This window comes from Arthrobacter tumbae (genome assembly GCF_016907495.1).
GTDB lineage: Bacteria > Actinomycetota > Actinomycetes > Actinomycetales > Micrococcaceae > Arthrobacter_D > Arthrobacter_D tumbae.
This window is the reverse complement of record NZ_JAFBCC010000001.1, coordinates 3,425,725-3,450,654: the sequence shown is the minus strand read 5'-3', so window position 1 is coordinate 3,450,654 and position 24,930 is coordinate 3,425,725. Positions and strand designations below refer to the sequence as shown.

General features: G+C 64.5%; 26 protein-coding genes. 13 read left to right on the top strand and 13 right to left on the bottom strand.

Annotation, left to right across the window (positions count from 1 at the left end; all coding sequences use genetic code 11):
- Positions 1 to 92 precede the first annotated feature (92 nt).
- A complete protein-coding gene (gene serB, locus JOD47_RS16245) occupies positions 93 to 974 on the top strand; it encodes a phosphoserine phosphatase SerB (RefSeq protein WP_372432850.1) in 882 nt (293 codons plus the stop codon).
- Between the two features lie 31 nt (positions 975 to 1,005).
- On the opposite strand, the gene JOD47_RS16240 is transcribed toward serB, so the two are convergent.
- Complete coding sequence (locus JOD47_RS16240) at positions 1,006 to 1,749, bottom strand: SDR family oxidoreductase (RefSeq protein WP_204535890.1); 744 nt, start codon at positions 1,747 to 1,749, stop codon at positions 1,006 to 1,008.
- A 65-nt stretch (positions 1,750 to 1,814) separates the two neighbouring features.
- Positions 1,815 to 2,558: a 3-oxoacyl-ACP reductase FabG gene (gene fabG / locus JOD47_RS16235; protein ID WP_204535888.1), complete on the bottom strand. Its 744-nt coding sequence runs from the start codon at positions 2,556 to 2,558 to the stop codon at positions 1,815 to 1,817.
- Positions 2,559 to 2,673: 115 nt separating this feature from the next.
- Here fabG and JOD47_RS16230 point away from each other — a divergent pair, with 115 nt between their 5' ends.
- The 3 genes from JOD47_RS16230 to JOD47_RS16220 are packed head-to-tail and all read left to right on the top strand — an operon-like array spanning position 2,674 to position 4,180.
- The gene (locus tag JOD47_RS16230) at positions 2,674 to 3,084 is read left to right on the top strand and encodes a DUF3099 domain-containing protein (protein ID WP_239548141.1); all 411 of its coding nucleotides are present in this window, start codon (positions 2,674 to 2,676) and stop codon (positions 3,082 to 3,084) included.
- Positions 3,081 to 3,362 (top strand): hypothetical protein, encoded by a 282-nt coding sequence (locus JOD47_RS16225; protein ID WP_204535884.1) that lies wholly within the window; start codon positions 3,081 to 3,083, stop codon positions 3,360 to 3,362. The genes JOD47_RS16230 and JOD47_RS16225 overlap by 4 nt, the downstream gene beginning before the upstream one ends.
- 2 nt (positions 3,363 to 3,364) lie before the next feature.
- Entirely contained in the window at positions 3,365 to 4,180 is an 816-nt protein-coding gene (locus JOD47_RS16220) for an SURF1 family cytochrome oxidase biogenesis protein (RefSeq protein WP_204536826.1), read from the top strand.
- Here the strand turns inward: JOD47_RS16220 and JOD47_RS16215 are convergent.
- Complete coding sequence (locus JOD47_RS16215; RefSeq protein ID WP_204535882.1) at positions 4,177 to 5,775, bottom strand: ABC-F family ATP-binding cassette domain-containing protein; 1,599 nt, start codon at positions 5,773 to 5,775, stop codon at positions 4,177 to 4,179. The two genes, JOD47_RS16220 and JOD47_RS16215, sit on opposite strands and share 4 nt — an antisense overlap.
- 140 nt (positions 5,776 to 5,915) lie before the next feature.
- Between JOD47_RS16215 and JOD47_RS16210 the strand changes: the two genes are divergently transcribed.
- The 3 genes from JOD47_RS16210 to JOD47_RS16200 are packed head-to-tail and all read left to right on the top strand — an operon-like array spanning position 5,916 to position 7,930.
- Positions 5,916 to 6,551, top strand: coding sequence for a biotin transporter BioY (locus tag JOD47_RS16210; protein WP_204535880.1), 636 nt, complete (start codon positions 5,916 to 5,918; stop codon positions 6,549 to 6,551).
- A 6-nt stretch (positions 6,552 to 6,557) separates the two neighbouring features.
- Positions 6,558 to 7,268 carry an energy-coupling factor ABC transporter ATP-binding protein gene (locus JOD47_RS16205; RefSeq protein ID WP_204535878.1) on the top strand — a complete coding sequence of 237 codons (711 nt, stop codon included), beginning with the start codon at positions 6,558 to 6,560 and terminating at the stop codon, positions 7,266 to 7,268.
- Positions 7,265 to 7,930 carry an energy-coupling factor transporter transmembrane component T family protein gene (locus tag JOD47_RS16200; protein WP_204535876.1) on the top strand — a complete coding sequence of 222 codons (666 nt, stop codon included), beginning with the start codon at positions 7,265 to 7,267 and terminating at the stop codon, positions 7,928 to 7,930. The genes JOD47_RS16205 and JOD47_RS16200 overlap by 4 nt, the downstream gene beginning before the upstream one ends.
- Before the next feature lie 28 nt (positions 7,931 to 7,958).
- On the opposite strand, the gene JOD47_RS16195 is transcribed toward JOD47_RS16200, so the two are convergent.
- Entirely contained in the window at positions 7,959 to 9,152 is a 1,194-nt protein-coding gene (locus JOD47_RS16195) for a thiolase family protein (protein WP_204535874.1), read from the bottom strand.
- Entirely contained in the window at positions 9,127 to 10,533 is a 1,407-nt protein-coding gene (locus JOD47_RS16190; protein ID WP_204535872.1) for a class I adenylate-forming enzyme family protein, read from the bottom strand. The genes JOD47_RS16195 and JOD47_RS16190 overlap by 26 nt, the downstream gene beginning before the upstream one ends.
- Before the next feature lie 115 nt (positions 10,534 to 10,648).
- Here JOD47_RS16190 and JOD47_RS16185 point away from each other — a divergent pair, with 115 nt between their 5' ends.
- Positions 10,649 to 11,173: an O-acetyl-ADP-ribose deacetylase gene (locus JOD47_RS16185; RefSeq protein WP_204535870.1), complete on the top strand. Its 525-nt coding sequence runs from the start codon at positions 10,649 to 10,651 to the stop codon at positions 11,171 to 11,173.
- Positions 11,174 to 11,249: 76 nt separating this feature from the next.
- Here the strand turns inward: JOD47_RS16185 and JOD47_RS16180 are convergent, their stop codons facing one another.
- From JOD47_RS16180 to JOD47_RS16155, 6 genes are all read right to left on the bottom strand, one after another.
- Positions 11,250 to 11,579: a metal-sulfur cluster assembly factor gene (locus JOD47_RS16180; protein WP_204535868.1), complete on the bottom strand. Its 330-nt coding sequence runs from the start codon at positions 11,577 to 11,579 to the stop codon at positions 11,250 to 11,252.
- Between the two features lie 34 nt (positions 11,580 to 11,613).
- The gene (gene sufC / locus JOD47_RS16175; RefSeq protein ID WP_204535866.1) at positions 11,614 to 12,387 is read right to left on the bottom strand and encodes a Fe-S cluster assembly ATPase SufC; all 774 of its coding nucleotides are present in this window, start codon (positions 12,385 to 12,387) and stop codon (positions 11,614 to 11,616) included.
- A gap of 66 nt (positions 12,388 to 12,453) precedes the next feature.
- Entirely contained in the window at positions 12,454 to 12,822 is a 369-nt protein-coding gene (locus JOD47_RS16170; RefSeq protein ID WP_204535865.1) for a non-heme iron oxygenase ferredoxin subunit, read from the bottom strand.
- On the bottom strand, positions 12,822 to 14,120 hold the full coding sequence (gene sufD / locus JOD47_RS16165) for a Fe-S cluster assembly protein SufD (RefSeq protein ID WP_204535863.1): 1,299 nt from the start codon (positions 14,118 to 14,120) through the stop codon (positions 12,822 to 12,824). Before sufD ends, JOD47_RS16170 begins: the two co-directional genes overlap by 1 nt.
- Positions 14,120 to 15,595 carry a Fe-S cluster assembly protein SufB gene (sufB, locus tag JOD47_RS16160; RefSeq protein ID WP_239548139.1) on the bottom strand — a complete coding sequence of 492 codons (1,476 nt, stop codon included), beginning with the start codon at positions 15,593 to 15,595 and terminating at the stop codon, positions 14,120 to 14,122. The genes sufD and sufB overlap by 1 nt, the downstream gene beginning before the upstream one ends.
- Complete coding sequence (locus JOD47_RS16155) at positions 15,595 to 16,386, bottom strand: helix-turn-helix transcriptional regulator (RefSeq protein WP_307836353.1); 792 nt, start codon at positions 16,384 to 16,386, stop codon at positions 15,595 to 15,597. Before JOD47_RS16155 ends, sufB begins: the two co-directional genes overlap by 1 nt.
- A 238-nt stretch (positions 16,387 to 16,624) precedes the next feature.
- Here JOD47_RS16155 and JOD47_RS16150 point away from each other — a divergent pair, with 238 nt between their 5' ends.
- The 3 genes from JOD47_RS16150 to JOD47_RS16140 are packed head-to-tail and all read left to right on the top strand — an operon-like array spanning position 16,625 to position 19,264.
- Positions 16,625 to 17,572 (top strand): ABC transporter ATP-binding protein, encoded by a 948-nt coding sequence (locus JOD47_RS16150; RefSeq protein ID WP_307836352.1) that lies wholly within the window; start codon positions 16,625 to 16,627, stop codon positions 17,570 to 17,572.
- Positions 17,569 to 18,309, top strand: a complete 741-nt coding sequence (locus JOD47_RS16145) for an ABC transporter permease (RefSeq protein ID WP_204535858.1) — start codon at positions 17,569 to 17,571, stop codon at positions 18,307 to 18,309. Before JOD47_RS16150 ends, JOD47_RS16145 begins: the two co-directional genes overlap by 4 nt.
- Positions 18,310 to 18,313: 4 nt before the next feature.
- The gene (locus tag JOD47_RS16140; RefSeq protein WP_204535856.1) at positions 18,314 to 19,264 is read left to right on the top strand and encodes a COX15/CtaA family protein; all 951 of its coding nucleotides are present in this window, start codon (positions 18,314 to 18,316) and stop codon (positions 19,262 to 19,264) included.
- Positions 19,265 to 19,267: 3 nt separating this feature from the next.
- Here the strand turns inward: JOD47_RS16140 and JOD47_RS16135 are convergent, their stop codons facing one another.
- Both JOD47_RS16135 and JOD47_RS16130 read right to left on the bottom strand, forming a co-directional pair.
- Positions 19,268 to 20,173: a dihydrodipicolinate synthase family protein gene (locus JOD47_RS16135; protein ID WP_204535854.1), complete on the bottom strand. Its 906-nt coding sequence runs from the start codon at positions 20,171 to 20,173 to the stop codon at positions 19,268 to 19,270.
- A 30-nt stretch (positions 20,174 to 20,203) separates the two neighbouring features.
- Positions 20,204 to 21,154 (bottom strand): heme o synthase, encoded by a 951-nt coding sequence (locus tag JOD47_RS16130; protein WP_307836351.1) that lies wholly within the window; start codon positions 21,152 to 21,154, stop codon positions 20,204 to 20,206.
- Positions 21,155 to 21,595: 441 nt separating this feature from the next.
- On the opposite strand from JOD47_RS16130, the gene tkt reads away from it, so the two are divergent.
- Both tkt and tal read left to right on the top strand, forming a co-directional pair.
- Positions 21,596 to 23,767 carry a transketolase gene (gene tkt, locus JOD47_RS16125; protein WP_204536819.1) on the top strand — a complete coding sequence of 724 codons (2,172 nt, stop codon included), beginning with the start codon at positions 21,596 to 21,598 and terminating at the stop codon, positions 23,765 to 23,767.
- A 48-nt stretch (positions 23,768 to 23,815) separates the two neighbouring features.
- The gene (tal, locus tag JOD47_RS16120; protein WP_204535852.1) at positions 23,816 to 24,928 is read left to right on the top strand and encodes a transaldolase; all 1,113 of its coding nucleotides are present in this window, start codon (positions 23,816 to 23,818) and stop codon (positions 24,926 to 24,928) included.
- The last annotated feature ends 2 nt before the right edge of the window (positions 24,929 to 24,930 follow it).

Here is a 24,930-nt window from a genome sequence, read left to right as displayed (position 1 = left end):
AATCCGTGGAGCCGGTTCCCGGTTTCATCGCCGCCGGGCAGGGCACCATAATGACAGGTGAGACTCGGATCGAGGAAAGGCCGTTGGCACACGTGGCGGAGATGTTCAGGGTGGTCAGCTTCGGCACCCGGTTGGGGGATTCGCACGGCTCCTGGGTGCGCCGCGCCCTGCAGGAAAACGGCGCCGTCGTCGTCGGTGAGAGCAGCACCGACGCCGGCAGCTACCAGGTGGCCTGCCTGACCGTCAGTTCCGACGACGGCATCGACACGCTTCGGACGGCGGTTGCGCCGCTATTGTCGGATGAAACCGGCATCGCGGTGGTGCCGCCCGCGCTCCTCCGTGAGGGAACCAAGCTGCTCATCATGGATGTTGACTCGACGCTCATCAAGCAGGAGGTCATCGAGCTCCTTGCAGCCCACGCCGGCCGGGAGGCGGAGGTTGCTGCCGTCACCGAATCCGCTATGCGGGGTGAACTTGATTTTTCCCAGAGCCTGCATGCCAGGGTCGCCGTGCTTGCCGGGCTGGCAGAAGGGGTCATCGAGGACGTCGGAACCCGGATCGAATTGAGCGAAGGGGCAGAGCAGCTGGTGGAGGCGTTCCTGGATGCGGGTCACCTAGTTGCGGTGGTGTCCGGCGGGTTCAGCCAGATCCTCGAGCCCCTGGCCGCGCGCCTGAACCTGACGCATGCCAAGGCAAATGAGCTCGGTGTGGATGCCGGCACACTCACGGGTTCGGTGATCGGGCCGGTGGTGGACCGGGCGGAGAAGGCGCGCTGCCTGCAGGCATGGGCGGAGGCCGCCGGCATACCGCTCGAACGCACGGTGGCAGTGGGCGACGGCGCCAATGACCTGGACATGCTGGCCGCAGCCGGGCTTGGCGTTGCGTTCAATGCCAAGCCGGCCGTGAGGAAAGCCGCTGATGTTGCGGTGAACTTTCCCTACCTTGACGTGGTCCGCCACTTCGTGCGGCTATAGGACCACGCTCTTCAGGGCGGCCGGCAGGGGTTCAGCGCGTGAAGTGCTCCGCGCCGCCCACGTACTCGGTATGGCCGGTGGGAACATCGGCGGTTGCCATGGCGACAATCTCGGCCGCGAACTCCTCCACCGTGTAGAGGCGTCCGGCTTCCTGCCGGCGGGCCTCGATGGCGCCGGGCGCCGCGCGGTCGAGCAGGGTGGCGGTGACGGTGCCCTCGATCATGTCTCCTGAGACGACGACGAAGCTGATGCCGCGTTCGGTCAGCGCCGGAACCATCTCCCGAAGCGCATCCTCACCGGCGCGCTTGCTGCGCGCAACGGGTTCGTAGGCATCCATCGTTTCCACCGTGTTGATGAAGTGGGCCTGGTGGCTCGTGACAAAGACCACGCGGGCGCCGGCGGGCATGGCTCCGAGGGCTGCCTGGAGCATGCCTACCTGGGCATCGCGGTTGAGCTTGAGCGCGTAGTCCTCCCCGAGTCCGGATTCCATACCGCCGGAAGCGTTGAGGACCAGCAGATCGAGCCCACCAAAATTCTGCACTGCGGCGTCAACAAGTGCCTGGGCGCCCTCCTGCGCAGTCAGGTCCGAGCCCACCGCGACGGCCCGGCCACCGGCAGCCTCGATGCCCGCCACCACCTTGTTGGCCCGGGGCGCTTTCTGCCGGTAATTGACGACGACGGCGGCGCCCTGCGCGGCAAGCAGCTTTGCCACCTCAGCGCCGATTCCGCGGGACGATCCCGTGACGATTGCCGTTGTGCTGTCCAGTGCGCCCATGTCCGGGGCCTCCTTGATTCGGTTGTGCCAATAGCTTTGTGGAGCGGAGAACTGCCGGGCGGTGGTCAGTGACCCATCCCGAGTCCGCCGTCGACGGGGAGAACGGCGCCTGAAATGTAGGCTGCCTCGTCGCTGGCGACCCAGCGGACCACGTTGGCAACCTCGCCCGCATCCGCGAACCGGCCGGCCGGAATAGACGAAAGGTAGGTCTTCTGGGTTTCCGCCGGAAGGGCAGCGGTCATGTCCGTGTTGATGAAGCCGGGAGCAACCACATTGCAGGTAATTCCCCTGGATCCGAGTTCCCGCGTCAGCGAACGGGCGATTCCCACGAGTCCGGCCTTGGATGCAGAGTAGTTGATTTGTCCCGGCGCTCCGTACAGCCCGGAGACAGAAGAGATGAGGACGATCCGGCCCTTGCGAAGGCGAAGCATTCCCCTGCTGGCCCGCTTGATCACCCGGAAGGCGCCGGTGAGGTTCGTGTCCACGACATCCGTGAAATCGGTCTCACTCATCCGAAGAAGCAGGGTGTCCCTGGTGATGCCCGCATTGGCAATGAGCACCTCAACGGCCCCATGGGCGTCCTCCACCTCACTGAAGGCGGCATCAATCTGTTCGGTGTCCGTGACATCCGCTTTCACCCCGAGCATGCCCGCCGGAACATCGCCACTTCGGTAAGTGATGGCCACCCGGTCACCATTGGCGACGAAGGACTGCGCAATGGCCAGTCCGATCCCGCGGTTTCCTCCCGTTACCAGGACGCTGCGCCCGGTCTTGCCCTCGGGCGTTCCAGCGGTGTCTTGTTCCTGCACGGAGTGTCCTTTCGGATGGAGGGTGCTGAGCGTCCGTTCGATCCTATCGGCGATGCAGGTGAACTTTAACAACGGCCGGCGGAGTGAGACAATGGGAGTGTCCCCTTGGAGTGTGATGATCAAGCTGAGCCATCAGTCGAAGCGCCGCCCGGAAGTCCATAACATCAGTGATGCCCGCGAGGCACACAGCGATGACATGCGCCAACGGATGATCAAGTATTCCGTGTCGATGGGAATCCGCATGGTCTGCCTGATCCTCGTCTTCGTGGTGGAGGGCTGGCTGCAGTGGCTCATGATCGCGGGAGCCGTGTTCCTGCCCTATTTCGCGGTGATTATTGCAAACGGCGGTAGTGACACCAGCAACCTGGCCCACAGCGACTCCCTGCTCGACCGGGCGCCCGTCCCGGAGCTGGAAGCGCCGGCACCGGCGGCCCCGAAAGATGAGCCGGTTACGCTGCAGGGAGAGATCATCGACGACCAGCCGAACCTTGATCAGGAAACCGAGGAGAAGGAAGGAACAACGTGAGCATCTTCGACCAGTTGGCTGGCGCAGTTCCCTCGACCGAGCAGCCTTCAACCCGCGCTGCATCGACCGGACACGGCGAACCCATCTGCTCCCGGAAAGCCTGCGGCCGGAGCGCGTCCTGGCAACTTCTCTGGAACAATCCCCGCATTCACACTCCTGAGCGCAGGAAGACGTGGCTGGCCTGCAGCGGGCACCGCGAGTGGCTGGAGGAGTACCTCACCACCAGAGGGCTCTGGAAGCAGACGCTGCCGCTGGAAGGCAGCCCGGCGGCGTCGTGAAGATACTGAAATACCTGGCGACACCCCGCTGGTTCGGCTGGTTGGCGCTCGTTCTGGTGCTGGCCGCAGCCTGCAGCGCATTGGGGCTGTGGCAGCTGGACCGGCGGGACCAGGCCGCGGCTACGGTCAACACGGTTCAGGCAAACTATGACCTGGCGCCGATCCCCTACTCCCCGCCGCTCTTCGAGTCCTTCGAGGGGACAACGGAATGGGCGCCTGTCACGCTCGTCGGGCACTATGACTCCGCCAACCAGCGCATCGTACGAAACCGGCCGCTGGGCGGCCGGCCGGGCTATGAGGTTCTGGTTCCCTTGAAGCTCCAGGACGGCACCGCCGTCGTCATCAACCGGGGGTGGCTGCCCATCGGCAACGACCGCGCAGGCCGGCCGGATACTGTTCCCCCGGCGCCGGACGGCGAAGTAACAGTCGTCGCGCGCATTCGTCCGGCAGAGCCGGAACTGGACCGGTCGGCCCCGCCGGGACAACTGGCGTCCATTGACCTCGCTGCCTATCAATCGCAGCTGGGGTATCCAATCTCCACCGGCGCGTACGGTCTGGTGGCCAACGAAACACCGGCCCCGGCCGCCGCGCCGATCGCGCCGGCCAAGCCGGCCATCGATCTCGGGCCGCACCTGTCCTATTCCATGCAGTGGTTCGCCTTCGGAGTGCTGTTGTTCGTAGGGCTGGGTTATGCCGCCCGCCAGCAGTACCTCATCGACCATGAGGACGAGCACCCGCAGTCCACGCCTTCACGGGCACGACGACGCCCCTCCTCCGAGCAGGAAGAGGACGCAATCCTCGACGCCCAGGGACTCTAGGCGAGCGTCACCAGATCAAGGTAGTCGTCGTTCCAAAGGTCCTCGACGCCGTCAGGAAGCAGCACAACGCGTTCCGGGTTCAGTGCGTCCACGGCGCCTTCGTCGTGGCTGACCAGCACCACCGCGCCGGAGTAGTTCCGCAGCGCGCCAAGGATCTCCGCACGGCTTGCCGGGTCCAGGTTGTTGGTTGGCTCATCCAGCAGCAGCACGTTTGCGGATGATGCCACGATCGTTGCAAGGGCCAGGCGGGTTTTCTCGCCGCCCGACAGGACGCCTGCCGGCTTGTCGACGTCGTCACCGGAGAACAGGAAGGAGCCGAGAATGCCCCGGACCTCCGCGTCCCGCATGTCCGGTGCCGAGGACCGCATGTTTTCGAGGACGGTGCGCTCGGTGTCAAGCGTTTCATGCTCCTGGGCGTAGTAGCCGACCTTCAGGCCGTGGCCCGGCACGATCTTTCCCGTGTCCGGCTGGTCCACCCCCGCAAGCATGCGCAGAAGCGTAGTCTTGCCCGCACCGTTCAATCCGAGGATTACGACCTTGGAGCCACGGTCGATCGCCAGATCGACGTCGGTGAAGATTTCCAGCGACCCGTAGGACTTGCTCAGGCCCTCGGCAGTCATCGGCGTGCGGCCGCATGACGCCGGTTCGGGGAAGCGCAGCGCCGCGACGCGATCCTGTGCGCGTACCTCATCGAGGCCGGATAGCATCCGCTCAGCCCGCTTCGCCATGTTCTGGGCAGCGACCGCCTTGGTTGCCTTGGCGCGCATCTTGTTGGCCTGGTCGATCAGCACCTGGGCCTTCTTCTCGGTGTTGGCCCGTTCCCGCTTCCGCGCCCGCTCATCGGTCTCCCGCTGCTGCACATACCGCTTCCAGCCCATGTTGTACAGGTCGATGGTGGCCCGGTTGGCATCAAGCTGGAACACCTTGTTGACGGTTGCTTCAAGCAGATCAACATCGTGGCTGATGACAATCAGCCCGCCCTGGTGGTTTTTCAGGAATTCCCGCAGCCAGGTGATGGAGTCGGCGTCCAGGTGGTTGGTGGGTTCGTCGAGGAGCATGGTCTCCGCGCCGGAGTAGAGGATGCGGGCGAGTTCCACCCGTCGGCGCTGACCGCCCGACAGTGTTTTCAGCGGCTGGTTGAGGATTCGTTCCGGAAGCGCGAGATTCGAAGAGATGGCAGCGGCCTCGGCTTCTGCCGCGTACCCGCCGTGGGCGAGGAATTCCGTCTCCAGGCGGTCATAGCGGGCCATCGCCTTATCCCTCACGCGGGGATCGTCGCTTGCCATCTCCTCCTGCGTCTCACGCAGCTTCCGGACGACAACGTCCAGGTTGCGGGCAGAAAGAATCCGGTCACGGGCCAGCTGCTCCATGTTGGGAGTGCGCGGGTCCTGCGGCAGATAGCCGATCTCTCCGTTGCGGGTGATTGTGCCGGCGGCCGGCAGACCCTCCCCCGCTAATACCCGGGTCAGCGTTGTCTTGCCGGCGCCGTTTCGCCCGACGAGCCCGATCTTGTCTCCCCGGTCCACCCGGAAGGACACCTGATCCATGAGCAGCCTTGCGCCCGCACGCAATTCAAGATTCGACACGGTAATCACGGTGGCTGGGCCTTTCCTGTTCCGGCGCGGTGGGCCGGACCTCAATGTTGTAGGAAACCTACAAGAGTGTTTGCTTCTTTCCGCACTAATCTCGGTAAGTAACAGCTCACCGTTGTGTAGATCTCACAGAAAGCGTCACGATGCAACAGACGAATCCGGCCCCGCATTCCACACCCACCGATGCTCCGGCACGGGCTCGTTCTTCCTGGAATGCGACCGATCTCTCGCTGATCGCGGTCTTCGCAGCCGTCGTGGCCGCCAGTGCCATCCTACCCGCTATACCGGTGGGGCAGGTGGGGGTGCCCATCACTCTGCAGACGCTGGCGATCATGGTGACCGGAATTGTGCTCGGCCCGTGGCGGGCGGGAGCAGCCCTCAGCCTGTACGTGGCCGTTGCGCTCGCGGGCCTGCCGATCTTCAGCCAGTTTCGAGGCGGTATCGGTGTCCTCTTCGGCCCATCGGCCGGTTACATCATCGCCTTCCCCATTGCAGCCTTTGTGGTCGGCTTCCTCGCACGTATTGTTTTCCGCCGGTTCTCCCGCTACCGGTTCCTCGCTCTGTTCGCGGCCTGCACTGTGACCAGCCTTCTTATCACGCACCCTTTGGGGATCATCGGCATGATGGTCAATGCAAAACTTGACCTCGCCGCGGCCGTCGCAGCCGACGTCGTTTTCCTCCCGGGGGACGTCCTGAAGAACCTGGCAGCTGCCGCAATCGGACTCAGTGTCATCAAGGCGTTCCCCCGTCTCCAGTCCCGTCCGGCGCCGCGGCGCTGAGTCGCGATGATCCGGTTCATCGACGCGGCAGTCCAGGCAGACCATCCTGCACCGCGACAGATCCTGGCGCCGCTGAATCTGTCGCTGGCCGAACGACGCATCAGTATTATCGGCGCAAACGGTTCCGGCAAGTCCACCCTGTTGAAGCTGATGAATTCGCTGGTGCTGCCGACGTCCGGGCGGGTGACGGTCGACGGGCTGGACACCGCGCGCAAGGGCCCGGCGGTCCGGCGAAGCGTTGCCTTCATGTTCACGGACCCGCTGTCCCAGCTGGTGATGCCCACCGGGCGCGAAGACGTGGAGCTGTCCCTGCGCCGGCGCCACCGCAACCGCGAGGAGCGGCGCACTGCAGCCGGTGACGTTCTTGCCCGGTTCGGTCTGGCCCATCTTGCGGACCAGAGTGTGTACGACCTCTCCGGCGGCGAACGCCAACTCCTGGCCCTCGCGACAGTCCTTGCGTGCGATCCGGCAGTCCTCGTTGCCGACGAACCGACCACTCTTCTGGACCTGCGCAATGAGGAACGCGTGCGGCGCCTGTTCCTCGATCTTACCCAGCAGGTCATTTTCACCACCCACTCGCTGGACTTCGCGCTGCAGGCGGAGCGCACCCTGGTGGTGGATTCCGGCCGGGTGGTTTTCGACGGCGCGCCCGCCGACGCAGTCGCCGCCTACCGGAACCTCAGTCTGCATGATGCGGCCGTTGAAGGGCCGCTGTGAGGGGGCACGCAAGCCTGCTTGGCGCGTACGTGGAGCGCAGATCGATCCTGCATGCCGCTCCCCTGTGGGCCAAGTTCGCGCCGGTGGCCGTGCTGTCGGTGCTAATCCTGGCCCTCAGCTCGCTGGAGGCGACACTGGCCGGTCTCGGCCTGGTTGTCCTCGCCTACCTTCTAGGTGCGCGGCTCGGGTTCCGCGAGCTGGCCCAGCCCCTCAGGAAGATGTGGCTGCTCATCGTCATTCTTGGTGCTTTCCAGTGGTTCAGCGCAGGGCTCCTTCCAGCGTTCCTCGTCGTCGGGAACATCGTGGTCTGCGTTCTGGCTGCCCTGCTGATCACCCTTACGACCGAGAGCCAGCGCATTCTCGACGGCCTGGTCTCACTGGCTCGTCCGCTGCAGCCGCTGGGCGCGGATCCGGAACGCTTCGGGCTCACTGTCGCGCTGATGCTGCGCAGCATCCCCTACCTGGTCGGCTCTGCGGAGGATTCCCGCGACGCAGCGCGTGCCCGCGGCCTGGAACGCAATCCGCGCGCGCTGATCCTTCCGGTCTTCATTGGTGCCGTGGCATATGCACAGCAGACAGGAGACGCGCTCGCAGCGCGGGGGCTCGCTGAGGCAGACAACGACGACGACGCTTCCGGTGCCGGGCACAGGCAAGGCTCATAGAGCTGCTGCACAGCGGCTCCGCCGGCTCCTATTGGAGCCTCACCGCACGGAAAGCGGCAGCCGTCCCCACGCCGCCGGCTGCGCTCACCGCTGCGACCGACCAGCCGCCGTCGTAATCCTGGCCGCCGGGCATTGCGGACTGGCGGAGGAGGTTCGCAACCAGCATTGCGCCGGACGCGCCATACGGATGGCCATAAGCGAGTGCACCGCCGTGCAGGTTGAACCGTTCGGGGGCAACTCCGATCAGCTGTGTGCAGGCGAGCACCTGCGCTGCGAACGCCTCGTTGAACTCCCAGGTGGAGACAGCATTCCTGTTCAGCTGGAGCCGTTCGAGGAGTTTCAGCACCGCGTATGCGCCGGCGGTTCCAAAGAGTGCGGGCGGGCCTCCGGCAGACGCGGAGCCGTGGAACTCGAGCACCGTGTTGAAACCCGCCGTCCTGGCACGTGCGAGGCTCGTCACCACGGCGACTACGGCACCGTCTGCGTCGGCACAGGAATTGCCTGCGGTGACGCTTCCGTGGTCAGTGAAGGCCGGTGGGAATCGGGACAGCAGTTTCGATGACATCCCATGGCGCGCTGTCTCATCCCTGCCGCACCCTGCAACAGGCACTACCTCCGCTGCCATTGCCTCGAACGCGGCCGCGGCGCGGCTGTAACTGCGTAGGGCGTACCGGTCCTGCCGCCCGCGTTCGATGCCGAAGGCAACCGCGACGTTCTCAGCTGCTTCCCCGGCATCCGGATCACCATGCGTCTCCGGTGCGAACCGTGCGCGGGAGAAGAAGTCGGGCGCGCCGGGCAGGGAGGTCAACCGATGTGCCCGCAAGGGAGCGGTGCTGCAGCTCTCCACTCCCCCGGCAATGAACCACGCGCCTGCTTCCGACTCCACCAGTCGGCAGGCCAACGAGATCGCGTCGAGGCCGGAAGCGCACTGACGGTCGATTGTAAGGCCGGGTACCTTGACCGGCAGGCCCGCGGTTAGCGCCGCCAACCGCGCGACATTACCTCCGCCACCGGTGGCGTTGCCGATGATGACGTCCGCCAGGTCACTCTCCGCGAGATTAGCCCCGTGAAACGCGGCGGGCAGGACGGCTGCGAGCAGGTGATGGGCCTCGATTGACGAAAATACTCCGCGCAGGCGTCCGAACGGGGTACGGCGGCAAAGGACAACGACTGCCCGCCTCCCGTCCGAACGGTCCTCAGGCAAGCCGCTCAAGGGCACCATCTCCCGCGAGTACTGACACCTTCAGGGCCGTGCGATCCGGTTTGCCCGCTGCGGTCAGCGGTAGCCGCGCGGTCCGGAAGACCAGCTGCGGCACCTTGTTGATGGGCAGCAGCTCCTTCAACCGGGAGCGAAGGGCGTGTGCATCGATGATGGTGTCCGGCGGCGTCTGGATGACAGCGGCGAGTGCGCAGCCGCGGCGTGCGTCCGGAATACCGAGCACGACGGCGGCCGGGCAGCCTGCCCGCGCGAGCGCACCTTCGACCTCGCTGGGATAGACGTTGCTTCCGGCGACCACAATCATGTCGCCGTGCCGGCCCGTCAGGTGCAGCGCGCCGTCGTCGTCGATCCAGCCCTGGTCCTGCACCGTGACCCATTCTCCGTTGCGCCGGAAGGCGCGTCCGTCGTCACCGAAAAGGTAACCTTCGATCGCTGTGTCGGTGTGGACGTGGATGGTACCCACAGTGCCGTCCCGCCCGGAGTCGCTGTCCGCGTCGATCCTGATCCGCACCCCGGGAAATGGGCGCCCGACGTCGTTCCCATCAGCGCCGTCAACCCGCCGCGCGGTGACCAGGCTCAGCTCCGACGCGCCGTAGTACTCGAAGATGCGGGCGGATGGCGCTTTGCGCAGGATGATGCCGGTGTCCGCCGCGGAAAGCCCCGCGCCGCCGGAGACCACCGTGCGCAGGTCCGGCAGGTCTCCCTCGATTCGTTCCAGGGCGAGCCTCAGGGCGGACGGTACTCCGATGAGATGCTCAATGCGTTCGGAACGAAGAACCTGCGCCATCAGCGGACCTTTCGCTACCGGATCACCGGGTGCAAGTGAGTGGAAGGTGCAACCGGAGTAGAGGCACTCTGCCAGGGCATACAGATTCAGGCTTGCCGCCAGCGGACCCGGCGCACATACCCGCAAGCCCGGAGTGAGGCCGAACCAGTCCACGCTCCGCGCCAGTGAGCGGGACCACGAACCGACAGTGCGTACAAATCCCTTCGGGACTCCCGATGTTCCGGAGGTGAATCCGCAGTAGAAGCGCGCGTCCTCGGGCGCGTCAGCCAGTTGGGACGGGTGCGGGGCTTCCATCAAGTCGGCTGAAGTGATTACGGCGTCCGGTCGGAGGGCCTCCAGGATCCTGCCCCTCACATCTTGCGGCCACGCCGAATCAAGGACAGCAGCGCACCTGCCCCTCCCGACCACTGCGGTGAAGGTGACCGCGAAATCCAAGGGATCGTCGATCTGTTGGGCGATCATTTCGCCCGCCGGCACCTGCAGCGAGGACGCCCGCCCGGCCAGCTCGCCGTAGGTGATTCGCCGGTCCCCGACGACGACGGCGTCGCGCGCGGGTTCGCAGCGTGCCCAGTACAGCAGGCGGTCAATGAAGGGCATGATCCGGAAAGTCTTCCTCTTCTGGCAGTGCAGCAAACGCTAGTACATTGGTGCACACGCTCGACACCGTCAACAGCGCCCGGCCGCGTTTCGGGCGGGAACGGACGTGGCCGTCATGGCATCGGAAGTTCAGATAGTCCAGGGTGACATCACCACCCAGCAGGTGGACGCCGTCGTCAATGCTGCCAACTCCTCGCTGCTTGGCGGAGGTGGTGTAGACGGCGCCATTCATGCGGCGGCGGGGCCGGAACTGCTGGAAGCGTGCCGGGCACTCCGGGCGGGCTCGCTGCCCGATGGTCTCCCGGTTGGTCAGGCTGTCGCGACACCGGGGTTCGGGCTGCCCGCCCGCTGGATCATCCATACCGTCGGTCCCAACCGCCATGCGGGCCAGAGCGACCCGGCACTGCTTGAGTCCTGTTTCCGGCGGAGCCTCGAGGTCGCCGACGAGCTAAACGCCCGCTCGGTTGCCTTGCCCGCCATCAGCGCCGGGATTTTCGGCTGGGACCCCGAAGCGGTGGCCAGAATTGCGTTCGCGACGGTTGCCGATTACGACGGCGGCGTCCGGCAGATCAGATTCGTGCTGTTCTCGGCGCTGCTTGTCGAGGTCTTCCGGCACGCGCACAGGGACAGTAGGGACTGACAACTGACGCGCAGAAGGGGCGGCAGCGCGCTGAGCGCTGCCGCCCCTTCAAGGCAAAACCGCTGTCACGGATGGGCTAGATATTGAAGCCCAGTGCCCGCATCTGGTCGCGTCCGTCATCGGTGATCTTTTCCGGACCCCACGGGGGCATCCATACCCAGTTGAGCCGCCAGTCGTCGACTACCCCGTCAAGCGCCTGTCCGACCTGTTCCTCGATCACGTCCGTGAGGGGGCAGGCTGCGGTGGTGAGGGTCATGTCGATCAGCAGGGCGCCGTCGTCGGCGTACTTCAAGCCGTACAACAGCCCGAGATCGACAATGTTCACGCCGAGCTCAGGATCAATGACGTCCTTCAGTGACTCTTCCGCATCCTCAAGGGATGTCTGTGCTGCGTTCACATCGCTCATCTGTCAGAAGCCTTTCTTTCTGCCGGTAGCCGGATCAGGCGCCGGCTGGAGCCGTACCGGGGACAAGGAAGCGGTCGTAGCCCTCTTCCTCCAGGCGGTCGGCGAGCTCCGGGCCGCCCTCTTCAGCGATCCGGCCGTCAACGAAGACGTGCACGAAGTCAGGCTTGATGTACCGCAGGATGCGGGTGTAGTGCGTGATCAGGATAGTTCCCATGGCGCCCTTGCTGTGCTCGCGGTTCACTCCCTCCGAGACAACTTTCAGCGCGTCAACGTCCAGGCCGGAGTCGGTTTCGTCAAGGACAGCGAACTTCGGCTTGAACAGTTCGAGCTGGAGGATCTCCACCCGCTTCTTCTCGCCGCCGGAGAAGCCCTCGTTGACGTTACGCTGTGCGAAGTCGGCGTCGATCCGCAACTGCGACATCGCCTCCTTGACGTCCTTGGTCCAGTGCCGAAGGCTGGGAGCCTGGCCGTCGAGCGCGGTCTTGGCCGTGCGCAGGAAGTTGGTCATGGTGACGCCCGGGATTTCCACCGGATACTGCATCGCGAGGAAGAGCCCCGCACGGGCACGCTCGTCGACGCTCATGGCCAGCACGTCCTCACCGTCGAGGGTGACGGAGCCACTGTCCACGGTGTAGCGCGGGTGTCCGGCGATCGTGGAGGCAAGTGTGGACTTGCCGGATCCGTTGGGACCCATGATGGCGTGGGATTCGCCGGTGTTCACTGTCAGGCTGACGCCCTTGAGGATCTGCTTGGTTCCCTGTTCAGTCTCAATGCTGACGTGGAGGTCCTTGATTTCAAGCGTGGACATCTGTTGGTTCTCCTTTGCACCCTGCGGCGCAGGGCTTGCCGTAATAGTCGAAAAGTCTCTGACGATCTAACCGAGATCGGGGACCGGTGCTCCGTTGGTCACGGTGGTGACATCCACGTAGACCTCGTCCCCGTGAATTTCCAGCGCGAATACCGGGACCGGCTCATAGGCGGGAAGCTGGAGCGGCTGGCCGCTGCGAAGATCGAACTGGGAGCCGTGCCCCCAGCACTCGATCCTGCAGCCCTCGACGTCGCCTTCGGCCAATGAAATATCGGCGTGTGAACAGGTGTCACCGATGGCATGAATGCCGCCGTCGGAGTCCTTCACCACTGCTACCGGGTAGTCGTCGATCAGGATTCGAAGGGCCTGTTTGACCTCAATGTCATTGACATTGCAGACCAGCTCCCCCCTGGGTGTCTCCAGCGCGTCGGTCATCAGAGGTTTCCTGCCGCGAGCTCGCGCTCCACCGCTTCGGTGAGACGCTCTTCCAGAACCGGAACCTTGATCTGCTGGATGACTTCGTGGAGGAACCCACGCACGACCAGTCGGCGGGCCGTCTTCTCGTCGATTCCACGGGCCATCAGGTAGAACAGGTGCTCGTCGTCGAAACGGCCGGTGGCACTGGCATGCCCTGCACCCTCGATCAGGCCGGTCTCGATCTCGAGGTTCGGTACGGAATCCGAGCGGGTGCCGTCGGTGAGCAGCAGGTTCCGGTTGGTCTCGTACGTGTCCGTTCCCTCTGCTTCCTTGCGGATCAGCACGTCGCCCACCCAGACAGTGTGAGCGTCCTGCCCCTGCAGGGCACCCTTGTAGGTGACGCGGGACTTGCAGTTGGGCACCGCATGATCCACCAGCAGGCGCTGTTCCAGATGCTGTCCGGCGTCAGCGAAGTAGAGGCCGTACATTTCCACTTCCGAGCCTGGAGCGGTGAAGAACGACGACGGCGTAAGCCTCACCAGGTCCCCACCGAGGGTGATCACTACATGCTTGAATCGGGCGTCACGCCCGATTTTCGCCTGCTGCGAGGAGGCGTGCACCGCGTCGTCGTCCCATTCCTGGACGCTCACCACGGTGAGCTGCGCGCCGTCCCCGACCACAATCTCAACATTTTGTGCCAGAGTGGCTTTTCCGTGATGGTCGAGGACCACGACCGCCTTCGAGAACTTCCCGGCATGGATGATGAGGTGCTGCGCAGCCGGAGCCTCATCGGCGCCGTTGACCGAGATAGTGACATCGCAGTCGGCTTCCGTTTCATCCGGGATGGTCACAATCGTGGCCTGCTGCACTGCTTCCCACGCCGCGGCGGCTACCCGGTCCTCCGGGATCGCTGCGGATCCGAAGCGGGGATCCGTGCGCTCGACGGTTTCCACCCGGATGTTCGATGCGCCGGATACGGTGACATCGGGACCGCTGCCTGTCAGGGCATCCGTGTGCAGACCGCGGAGGCGCTTGATCGGGGTGAACCGCCAGTCCTCTTCACGGCCTGTCAACGCCGGAAAATCGGCCAACTTATAGGACTTGAGCCGCTCGCCGCGTGATGCTTCCGGCACAACGGGCTCATCTCCGTGGCTGTGCCTTTTCAGCCCGTGCTGCTCGCTGCCGGTATTCGTCGGGGAGAGGTTTTCGCCTTCCTCGGTGAAGCCGTCGATGGCAATCTTCTCTGGGGTCGACGGCGACCCGATACGGGCCTTCTCGTCAGTCAGTTCGGGGGTCAACTGGGTGGTGTCAGCCATTAACCTACGGCTCCTTCCATCTGGAGTTCGATCAAGCGGTTCAGTTCAAGCGCGTACTCCATGGGGAGTTCCCGGGCGATGGGCTCAATGAACCCGCGCACGATCATCGCCATGGCCTCGTCCTCGGGCATCCCCCGGGACATGAGGTAGAACAACTGCTCTTCGCTGACCCGCGAAACCGTGGCCTCGTGGCCCATTGTGACGTCGTCTTCCCGGATATCCACATACGGGTAGGTGTCCGAGCGGGAAATGGTGTCAACCAGCAGGGCATCACACCGCACGGTATTGGCCGAATGCGTTGCCCCCTCCCGGACCTGCACCAACCCGCGGTACGCTGCACGCCCGCCGCTGCGGGCAACGGACTTCGAGATAATCGAAGACTTGGTGTTGGGCGCAATGTGCACCATCTTGGACCCGGTGTCCTGGTGCTGGCCTTCGCCGGCGAAGGCGATGGACAGGGTCTCGCCCTTGGCATGCTCCCCCACCAGGTAGACCGCCGGGTACTTCATGGTGACTTTGGAACCGATGTTTCCGTCGATCCACTCCATGGTGGCGCCTTCGTGGGCTATGGCGCGCTTGGTCACCAGGTTGTAGACGTTGTTGGACCAGTTCTGGATGGTGGTGTAGCGCACGCGTGCGTTCTTCTTGACCACGATTTCGACGACGGCGGAGTGCAGCGAATCCGACGTGTAGATGGGTGCCGTGCAGCCTTCGATGTAGTGCACGTAGGAACCTTCGTCGGCGATGATCAGCGTCCGCTCGAACTGGCCCATATTCTCCGTGTTGATGCGGAAGTAGGCCTGCAGCGGAATCTCGACGTGGACACCGGGTGGTACGTAGACGAAAGAGCCTCCGGACCAGACGGCGGTGTTCAGGGACGCAAACTTGTTGTCACCCACCGGAATGATCGAGCCGAAGTACTCCTCGAAGAACTCGGGGTGCTCCCGCAGCGCGGTGTCGGTGTCCATGAAGATGACGCCCTGGCGCTCAAGTTCCTCATTGATCTGGTGGTAGACAACCTCGGACTCGTACTGCGCGGCGACGCCCGATACCAGACGGTTACGCTCGGCCTCGGGGATGCCGAGCTTCTCGTAGGTGTTCTTGATGTCGTCAGGAAGGTCTTCCCAACTACCGGCCTGCTTTTCGGTGGAGCGCACGAAGTACTTGATGTTGTCGAAGTCGATCCCGGAAAGATCCGCGCCCCAGGTGGGCATGGGTTTGCGGTCGAAGTACTTCAAGCCCTTCAGCCGCATATCGAGCATCCACTCGGGCTCGTTCTTCTTGGCGGAGATGTCGCGGACAACCTCTTCACTCAGGCCACGGCGGGCGTTGGCGCCGACGTCGTTCTTGTCGGACCAGCCGTACTCGTAGGTACCGATGCCTTCGAGCTCCGGGTTCCTCTCGAGGATGTCGCTGACTACTGAAGCGGGCACGGCGTCGGGAACCAATGCCTTCTGATCTGTCTGATCCGTCATCACGGCCTTCCTTGCTGATGGTTGGAGACGTTTGTTATGTATGGGTGCGGCGCCGGGACGGCGCTGTCGGGTGATTGGGGGCCAGGTTCACCGGAACGGGCGATGCGGCCGATCGGAATGTGGGTCGTACAGACATGCCCGCCGCCGGCGAGCGTGGACAGCCTGCGCACGTCGACACCGAGCAACCGCGCGAAGACCTCGGTCTCCTGCTCGCAGAAATCAGGGAAGTCCACTGCAAGCTCCTGGATGGGGCAGTGCCCCTGGCAGAGCTGCACGCTGAGCATCGCCGCATTGGGTGCGTTCCGGCCGATTTCCCGGGTGGAACCGACGAATCCGTCAAGGCTCAGCGCTTCGGCAAGCGCTGCAGCCTTGTCCTCAAGGCGCTCTCCTGCCGACTCGATGACCGGGCGGTACCGTTCTTCCATGTCGGCGAACCTGCCCGCTGCAAACCGGCGAACCGCGTCCGGCCCGGCAACCTCGCGCAACTGACCCAGTGCGGCCTGCGCGATGTGCAGATAGTCGTTGCCCAAGCGCGTCTGCCCCCGCTGACTGAGAACATAGCGTCGGGCGGGACGGCCGGCGCCCGGGAATGGGCTCCCGACTACCTTGACCTCGATCAGGCCGTCACGGGACAGCGCGTCAAGGTGGCGCCGGACTGCTGCCGGGGTGAAACCCAACCGGTCGCCCAGTTCAGCGGCACTCACGGGACCATGTTCCAGGACCGCGGAAAGCACCTTGTCCCGTGTCCGCTCTTCAACCGAGCGGCGCGAATCGGCATCATCTGTGCCCACGACAGCGCGGTTTCCCCTGGCACGACCCGGCACAACGGAATGTGAAATCGGGGGCCTCCTTAGGGTGCGCTGGGGAACAGGCCTGGAACTCGACGGAGCACGACCGGCCAATTAAGACAACATAACCGTGTCCTAATCTATTCCAGAAGCCCACCCGCTTCCAGTAAGGCGAGGCTACCCATCCGGTGTGCGCTGAGCCGCATCGGAATGCAGTTACTACGTGGCGTAGAATTATGCGGTGCCTTCCTCCTCCCCCGCCGTCGAAGTCAGCGGGCTCGTCAAGGACTTCGGCCCGGTCTCATCCCTCGACGGCAAGATGATCCGCGTGCTCGACGGCGTCAACCTCCGCGCTGACATGGGTCGCGTCACTGCCTTGCTGGGCGCCAACGGAGCAGGCAAGACCACCACGCTCGAGTGCGCCCAGGGCCTTCAGAGGCCCAGCGGCGGCAGCGTCCGTCTACTGGGTGAAGATCCATGGCGAGCGGGCGCCACACTTCGCAGCCGAGTCGGCATCATGCTGCAGGAGGGCGGGCTGCCTCCGGCCGTCAGGCCACTGCCCCTGCTGCATCACGTGGCCGGCATGTATGCGTCGCCGCTCAACGTGGAAAAGCTGGCAGCCCGGCTTGGCATCGATTCATTCGCACGCACCTCGGTGAGGCGGCTCTCGGGAGGCCAGAAGCAGCGCCTTGCCCTCGCGTGTGCCCTCGTGGGCAATCCCGAAGTGCTCTTTCTCGATGAACCCAGCGCAGGACTTGATCCGCAGTCACGCAATATAGTCTTCGAGCTGATCACCGAGCTCCGGAACGAGGGCCTTGCGATCATCCTGACCACTCACCTGCTCGACGACGCCCAGAAGCTCGCCGACTACGTGTACATCATCGACCAGGGCCGGACGGTCAGGCAGGGAACGGTGGCAGAACTGACGGCCCACGCCGCAGACGCCGCACGGGAGCTGTGGTTCGAAGCGCGGGCTGGTCTCACGCTTCCAGCTGCGCTCCTGGCTCACCTCGAAGTCACTGAACCCTCGCCCGGCCGGTACCGCATCAACGGCGCACTCACACCGGAGGACCTCGCCGTGCTCGGCGCCTGGTGGGCTGAGAAGGGCATCCTGCCTGCTTCGATTTCCCTGACCTCCCGCTCATTGGAGGACGTTTTCCTCGATGTCTCCGGGCGGAGTATCCGATGAGTGCCTCCCCCCTCCCCGTGCGCATCCTGCAGCATGGCAGGTACGAGACCATCGCCATGCTCCACAACGGAGAACAGCTCGTCCTAGCCATCGTGCTGCCGCTGCTCGCCCTGACGGCGATTGCCTTCACCCCCTTCTTCGATGTCCTCGGCGTGCCGCGGCTCGGGACCGGCACGCCGGGTGTGATTGCCCTGTGCGTACTTTCCACGGCCTTCACAGGACAAGGAATCGCAACGGGATTCGACCGCCGGTACGGGGTGCTTCGCTTCCTTTCCACCACGCCTCTCGGCCGGAGTGGGCTGATCCTGGGAAAGGTCCTTGCCGTCGGTGCGGTTCTCGCCATCCAGGTCGCCGTCATCAGCACGATGGCGGTTTTGTTCGGTTGGCAGCCTCCGCTCAGCGGGCTTCTTCCTGCGCTTGCCATGCTGGTCCCGGGAATCGCAGCCTTCACCGGGCTGGGCCTTCTGATAGCCGGAACCCTCCGGCCCGAGGCAACCCTTGCTGTCACCAACCTGGCGTGGGTGCTGCTTGCGGCCGTCGGCGGCACTGTCATCCCCCGCACCAGCATGCCTGAAGCCATCCAACCGGTTGTTGCACTGCTGCCTTCAGCCGCATTGGGAGACGGGCTGCGCGCCGCACTCAGCTCCGGCACCTTCGATTTTTTGTCCTTCTCACTGCTGTGCGGCTGGGCCGCTGTCGTGGGGCTGGCCGCCGTCCGCTGGTTCAAATGGAGTTAGGAACATGACCCAGATCTCACCTGCCCGCCTGGCCGGGAATCTCCCCCGGACGGTCACACCGTCGGTACGCGCGTTGGCGCTTGCCTCGCTTGTCTCCCAGATCCTCATCGTCGTCACGGGTGGTGCGGTGCGGCTCACCGCATCCGGGCTGGGCTGCCCCGAGTGGCCGCGCTGTACCGCCGACTCCATGGTAACGACGGCGGAGATGGGCGTACACGGCATCATCGAGTTCGGGAACCGCCTGCTGACGTTCGTACTCACCGCGATCGCGATTGCCATGCTCGTCTCCCTCTGGAACATGAGAAAGACCCGCCGCGACCTTTTTGTGCCCGCCGTTGTGCTCCTTGCGGGAATCCCCGCGCAGGCAGTGGTGGGAGGGATCACCGTCCTGACTCAGCTCAACCCCTGGGTTGTTGGCTGGCACTTCATCATCTCGATGGTCTTGATCGCCGTTGCCACGGTGCTGGTGAACCGTACACGGCTCTCCAGCGCCGAAGCTGTTGCCGACACCCAACCGCGTGCCACCCCGTTGCTTCGACAGCTGCTCGTCGCCGCTGGGGTACTGGTGACCGCGGCGGTGCTGCTCGGCGTCGTCGTCACCGGATCCGGACCCCATGCGGGGGACGCGGGGGCGGCCCGGAACAACCTCAACCCTGATCTGATGACCCGCATCCATGCCGCCCCGGTATACCTGCTCGTGCTGACGGTGCTCATCCTGGTGGTTGCCGCATACCGGCTTCAGGTTGCCCACCGGCTGCGCGTCGCCCTGGTCCTTCTCGCCGCCGTCGTCTTCGCCCAGGGAGCCGTAGGCTACCTGCAGCACTTCCTTCACCTGCCGGTAGCGCTGGTTGCGCTGCACATGCTGGGGGCTTCCCTGCTCACTGCGGCCATGGCGCACGCCATCTACGTCGGGTTCACCCGGCGGCGGACAGAGGCTCCAGCCGGCGCCGAATAACAGTCAGCCGGGCACGCCGTCCTCAACATCATCGAACGCCTCGGCCAGCCGCGCCAGGTCCCGCTGTTCACTGCCGGCAATCGGAAGAAGCGGTCGTCGAGGATCTCCGGCGTCCACTCCGCAGGCCCTACCGAGGGCGTGCAGGCCGCTGAGCTTCCGCAGGCGGTGCACAGCCTGGACAACAGGCACCAGCCGGGACCGTTCTGCCGCCACCCTCGCCGCATCCCCCTCCAGCACCGCGGCGCGGAAGGCGAGGTAGCTGGCCGGCAAGAGTGCCGCGAGCCCCGTGTGCCACGCGTCCGCCGTCACCTCGCCGGTGGCGATGAGTGGATCCCCGCTCGCTCCGTGGCTGATCTGCCGATTGAGCACCGCGCGCAGCCGGGCGGCACGATCAGCGAATTCGGCGGGTGTGGCAGCGGTGTCCTTGAAGGCGACAAGGGTGGGCACGTGCGCCAGCCGCCCCACCAGCTCCACGTCGATCGAGAACTGCGTGGTGGACGGATTGTTGTACAGGCAAATGGGGAGAGTAGTGGCAGAGGCAACTTCCTCCACCAGTGCGATGAGCTCGTCGTCGGTCAACGGCAGATAGGACACCGGTGAGAGGACCACTCCGTCCGCCCCCAGCCGTTCAGCGGCCCGGGCTCCTGCCACAACCTCGCGGGTAGCGACGGCACTGATGCCCACCGCCAGCGGAACGCGGCCCGCAGCGGCGTCAACGGCGCAGGAGATAACCTGCTTCCGTTCATCACCGTCAAGATAGGCGAAGCTGCCTGACGACCCGAGGACCGTGACGGCATCGACCCCGGACCGGGCCAGGCGATCCACAAGGAGTGAAAGTTCAGCTGAGTTCACCCCGCTGTCCGCAGTGAAGGGCGTCAGGGGGTAGGCAACGACTCCGGTGAAGACCATTCCACCATCCTAGGTGGAGAGTGCTCCTGCCTAACCCGCGAAGATGGCAGCGCCGACGAACGGGTCAATGGCGAGAGCCAGGAACAGAACGGTGAGGTAGCTGATTGAACCGTGAAAGACCTTCATCGCCGTCTTGCCCGTGGCAGTGCCCGCTCTGGCCGAAGCGTGCAGCTTGTGGGACTCCAGAATGAACCACCCGCCGCTGAGAATTGCTGCGGCAGCGTAAACCCAGCCTGCCCCGCCCACCGGAACAAGGAGGAGCGAGCAGATCACCGTGGCCCAGGCATAGAGAACGACCTGAACGGAAACAACTCCGGCACCCGCAATGGCGCCAAGCATTGGCACGTTCGCTGCGTTGTAGTCATCGCTGTATTTCATGGACAGCGGCCAATAGTGCGGCGGCGTCCACAGGAATATCACCAGGAAGAGGACAACGGCCGGCCATTCGACCGTCTCTGTGACGGCGGCCCACGCGATCAGTACGGGCATGCAGCCGGCTGCTCCGCCCCACACGATATTTTGTGCAGTGCGCCGTTTCAGGATGAGCGTGTAGATGACCACATAGAAGAAGATCGCGGCCACTCCTAGCCCGGCAGCGAGGGGGTTGGTTCCCACCCACAGGATGGCGACAGCAGCAATGCCGAGCGCCCACGCGAAGATCAGTGCTTCCCGCGGCGTCACTTCTCCGGTCACCAGCGGCCTGTTGACCGTGCGGTTCATGACCTTGTCGATGTCCCGGTCGAGGTAGCAGTTGAAAGCACCCGCGCTACCGGCCGCAAAGGCACCGCCGACCATGGTGGCTATGACCAGGCCCAGCGACGGAAAACCGCCCTGGGCGAAAATCATGGTGGGAAGGGTGGTGACCAGCAGCAGCTCGATGACCCGCGGTTTGGTCAGTGCCAGATACGCGCGGAGCTTGCGGGATACGCCGCTGCCTGCCTGATTCACGCTGGGCGCAACTGCCACCTGATCGAAATTCACGGGAGGATGCTCTGCTTCTGAATTGAGGATAAAGTCCATCGCCATCATACCCGGTCCATCGGTGTTTTTTACAGCTCGTAGAAAAGACGGAGGCCGCGGCAGCTTAGGATCACACGCCGTCGTTCGTGTCTTTGTGTGACCCTTCACAAAAGGTCGGGCCACGCGCATTCGGAATCGAAAGCGCTAAGCTGGCCTGTATCGCCTGGATCACTACCGCACGCCGGTACACACAACGAATGCCCGAGGAGATTTTTGCTCGGAGATGTATAGCATCACCCCAACGTGCGGGGATTCGGGTTTGGTCGAAACGCAGCAGTATTCAAGTTTTCAACGGTGAACGGCCGGCTGGCCGCGGGGACTTTCGCTTCCGTGGCGCAGTCCCACTCGGCGCCGCGGCGCCGGCCGTGACGTAAAGAGAGGGGCCCGGTGAACGTGCCACAGCTGGAAAAGCAGGACCTGGACTGGAATGAACTGGATGAGCGCGCGGTAGACGCAATCCGCATACTCGCGGCGGATGCCGTCGAGAAAGTGGGAAACGGGCACCCGGGAACGGCAATGAGCCTCGCCCCGGCGGCCTACCTCCTCTTCCAGAAATTCATGCGCCATGATCCCACCGACCCGGAGTGGACCGGCCGCGACCGCTTTGTGCTTTCTCCCGGGCACACCTCACTGACCCTCTACATCCAGCTCTTCCTCTCCGGCTACGGCCTTGAGCTCGAGGACCTGAAGGCTTTGCGTACCTGGGGCTCCAAGACCCCCGGCCACCCGGAGTACCGTCACACTGCCGGCGTGGAGATCACCACCGGACCGCTTGGCCAGGGTCTGGCTTCCTCCGTGGGCTTCGCCTACGCCCAGCGCCGCATGCGCGGCCTCCTTGACCCGGAAGCGCCTCAGGGTGAGAGCCCGTTCGACCACACCATCTGGGTGATCGCTTCCGACGGTGACCTGCAGGAAGGGATCACCTCAGAGGCATCCTCCCTCGCCGGCCACCAGGAACTGGGCAACCTCGTGATGATTTACGACGAGAACCACATCTCGATCGAGGACAACACCGATATCGCCTTCACCGAGGATGTCCTCGGCCGGTACGCCGCCTACGGCTGGCACACCCAGCGCGTGGACTGGACCAAGACGGGCGAATACGTCGAGGACATCGCCGAACTGTACAGCGCACTTAAGGCGGCGAAGGCAGAGACCTCCCGTCCCTCCATCATCTCCCTCCGCACCATCATCGGCTGGCCTGCTCCCAACAAGCAGAACACCGGCAAGATTCACGGTTCAGCACTCGGGAAGGATGAGGTCGCGGCACTGAAGTCCGCTCTGGGACTCGATCCGGAACAGCATTTCCACGTCGACGACGAAGTCCTGGCTCATGCCCGGAAGGTTGTGGACCGCGGCCAGGAAGCCCGCAGGAGTTGGGAAGACACGTTCAGCGCCTGGAAGTCCTGCAACCCGGACAGTGCCGCGCTGCTCGACCGCATCTCCGCCCGGGAACTTCCCGACGGCTGGGAAGCGAGCCTTCCGGAGTTCGAGGCAGGCAAGGACATGTCCACCCGTGCCGCCTCCGGCAAGGTGCTCAGCGCAATCGGTCCTGTCCTTCCGGAGCTCTGGGGCGGCTCAGCCGACCTGGCGGAATCCAACAACACCACGATTGAGGGATCCCCGTCCTTCGTTCCTGCCAGCAAGCAGACTGATGCCTGGTCCGGGAATCCCTACGGCCGGGTTCTGCACTTCGGTATCCGTGAACACGCCGCCGCCGCGATTGTGAACGGCATTGTGATGCACAGCAGCACCCGGGCGTTCTCGGGCACCTTCCTGATCTTCAGCGATTATCAGCGGCCGGCCATCCGGCTTGGCGCGCTCATGGGAGTGCCGGCGATCTACGTGTGGACCCACGACTCCATCGGTCTCGGTGAAGATGGTCCCACGCATCAGCCGGTCGAGCAGCTGGCGTCCCTCCGCGCTATCCCGGGGCTCGATGTCGTCCGCCCCGGGGACGCGAATGAGGTTGCCGTTGCGTGGCGCACCATTCTTGAAAACACCTCCAATCCCGCGGGAATCGTTCTCACCCGGCAGAATATTCCCACCTGGGAACGCGGCGACAGCGCAGCAAGCGGAGATACCTTCGCATCGGCTGAAGGCGTCGCCAGAGGCGCTTATGTCCTTGCGGAAGCGCCCGAGGGTGACCCGGACGTCATTCTGATCGCCACCGGCTCAGAGGTTCAGCTGGCCGTCGAAGCCCGGTCCGAGCTGCGCAAGGACGGCATCGCCGCGCGCGTCGTGTCCCTGCCCTGCCTCGAATGGTTCAACAAGCAGGATGAGTCCTACCGCGAATCGGTTCTGCCCTCGGGCATCCGGGCGCGCGTTTCCGTCGAAGCCGGGATCGCCCAGGGATGGCGGGAGCTCGTCGGTGATGCCGGCCGCTCCGTCTCGCTTGAGCACTTCGGGGCCTCAGCTGACTACAAGACCCTGTTCCGCGAGTTCGGAATAACCACCGAAGCCGTGGTTGAGGCTGCCCGCGATTCCATCGCTGCCGCGGAGACCCGGGATGCTCCGGACGGAACGGCGGCAGCAGCGGGCGCCCCTGCTTCGACAACCGGCGATCGCCTTTAGCACTGCCTCACACACAGCACAATCCACCCTGGATCAAGGAGAAAACCCATGACTCCCACCCCTACCGCCGCACTTTCCGAAGCCGGCGTGTCCATCTGGCTGGATGACCTCTCCCGTGAGCGGATCACCACCGGAACACTGAAGGCGCTTATCACCGATCGCGACGTCGTCGGGGTCACCACCAACCCAAGCATCTTCGCCGCAGCCCTGAAGAACGGCGAGTCCTACTCAGCCCAGGTCAAGCAGCTAGCTGCATCCGGCGCGGACGTCGACACTGCCGTTTTCGAAATCACCACCACGGATGTCGCCCAGGCGTGCGACATCTTTGCCCCGGTCGCTGAAAAGACGGGCGGCGTAGATGGACGCGTATCCATCGAAGTTGATCCCCGGCTTGCCCGCGACACCGCAGGCACCATTGCCGAGGCCCGGCACCTGTTCGACGCGGTGGGCCGGACCAACGTCCACATCAAGATCCCTGCCACCGTCGAGGGCCTCGAAGCGATCACGGCAACCCTCGCAGCCGGAATCAGCGTCAATGTGACCCTGATCTTTTCGCTTGAGCGCTACCGCGAAGTGATCAATGCCTTCATGCTGGGCCTGGAGCAGGCGAAGGACAACGGGCATGACCTCTCCACGATCCATTCCGTGGCTTCCTTCTTCGTCTCCCGCGTGGATGCAGAGATCGACAAGCGCCTTGATGCCCTGGGAACCGAGGAAGCAGGGGCGCTGCGCGGCCAGGCCGGGCTTGCCAACGCACGCCTCGCCTACCAGGTCCATGAAGAAGCCTTCGGTTCCGAGCGCTGGAAGGTCCTCGCAACAGCCGGCGCCCACCCGCAGCGCCCGCTCTGGGCCTCGACCGGTGTCAAGGACCCCGCGTACCCGGATACGCTGTACGTCACGGGCCTCGTGGTCGCCGGTGTCGTGAACACCATGCCGGAGAAGACCCTCGAAGCCACTGCAGACCACGGCGAGATCACGGGCGACACCGTCACCGGCTCCTATGCGGAGTCCAACGACCTTTTGGACCGGCTGGAGAACATCGGGATTTCCTACAAGGAAATCGTCGAGCTGCTTGAAGAAGAGGGCCTGGACAAGTTCGTCGCCAGCTGGGGCGAACTCCTCGAAACAGTCACTACCGCGCTCGATTCCGCGAAGGGCTGATC

Excerpts from the sequence above, each read along its gene's own strand:
- sufD (WP_204535863.1), bottom strand. The coding sequence starts at position 14,120 with ATGGCTGACACCACCCAGTTGACCCCCGAACTGACTGACGAGAAGGCC.
- JOD47_RS16180 (WP_204535868.1), bottom strand. The coding sequence starts at position 11,579 with ATGAGCGATGTGAACGCAGCACAGACATCCCTTGAGGATGCGGAAGAG.
- tal (WP_204535852.1), top strand. The coding sequence starts at position 23,816 with ATGACTCCCACCCCTACCGCCGCACTTTCCGAAGCCGGCGTGTCCATC.
- JOD47_RS16170 (WP_204535865.1), bottom strand. The coding sequence starts at position 12,822 with ATGACCGACGCGCTGGAGACACCCAGGGGGGAGCTGGTCTGCAATGTC.
- JOD47_RS16240 (WP_204535890.1), bottom strand. The coding sequence starts at position 1,749 with ATGGGCGCACTGGACAGCACAACGGCAATCGTCACGGGATCGTCCCGC.
- sufB (WP_239548139.1), bottom strand. The coding sequence starts at position 15,595 with ATGACGGATCAGACAGATCAGAAGGCATTGGTTCCCGACGCCGTGCCC.
- JOD47_RS16195 (WP_204535874.1), bottom strand. The coding sequence starts at position 9,152 with ATGGTGCCCTTGAGCGGCTTGCCTGAGGACCGTTCGGACGGGAGGCGG.
- JOD47_RS16230 (WP_239548141.1), top strand. The coding sequence starts at position 2,674 with ATGATCAAGCTGAGCCATCAGTCGAAGCGCCGCCCGGAAGTCCATAAC.
- JOD47_RS16135 (WP_204535854.1), bottom strand. The coding sequence starts at position 20,173 with ATGGTCTTCACCGGAGTCGTTGCCTACCCCCTGACGCCCTTCACTGCG.
- JOD47_RS16145 (WP_204535858.1), top strand. The coding sequence starts at position 17,569 with ATGAGTGCCTCCCCCCTCCCCGTGCGCATCCTGCAGCATGGCAGGTAC.
- JOD47_RS16140 (WP_204535856.1), top strand. The coding sequence starts at position 18,314 with ATGACCCAGATCTCACCTGCCCGCCTGGCCGGGAATCTCCCCCGGACG.
- JOD47_RS16205 (WP_204535878.1), top strand. The coding sequence starts at position 6,558 with ATGATCCGGTTCATCGACGCGGCAGTCCAGGCAGACCATCCTGCACCG.
- JOD47_RS16210 (WP_204535880.1), top strand. The coding sequence starts at position 5,916 with ATGCAACAGACGAATCCGGCCCCGCATTCCACACCCACCGATGCTCCG.
- JOD47_RS16185 (WP_204535870.1), top strand. The coding sequence starts at position 10,649 with ATGGCATCGGAAGTTCAGATAGTCCAGGGTGACATCACCACCCAGCAG.
- JOD47_RS16190 (WP_204535872.1), bottom strand. The coding sequence starts at position 10,533 with ATGCCCTTCATTGACCGCCTGCTGTACTGGGCACGCTGCGAACCCGCG.
- sufC (WP_204535866.1), bottom strand. The coding sequence starts at position 12,387 with ATGTCCACGCTTGAAATCAAGGACCTCCACGTCAGCATTGAGACTGAA.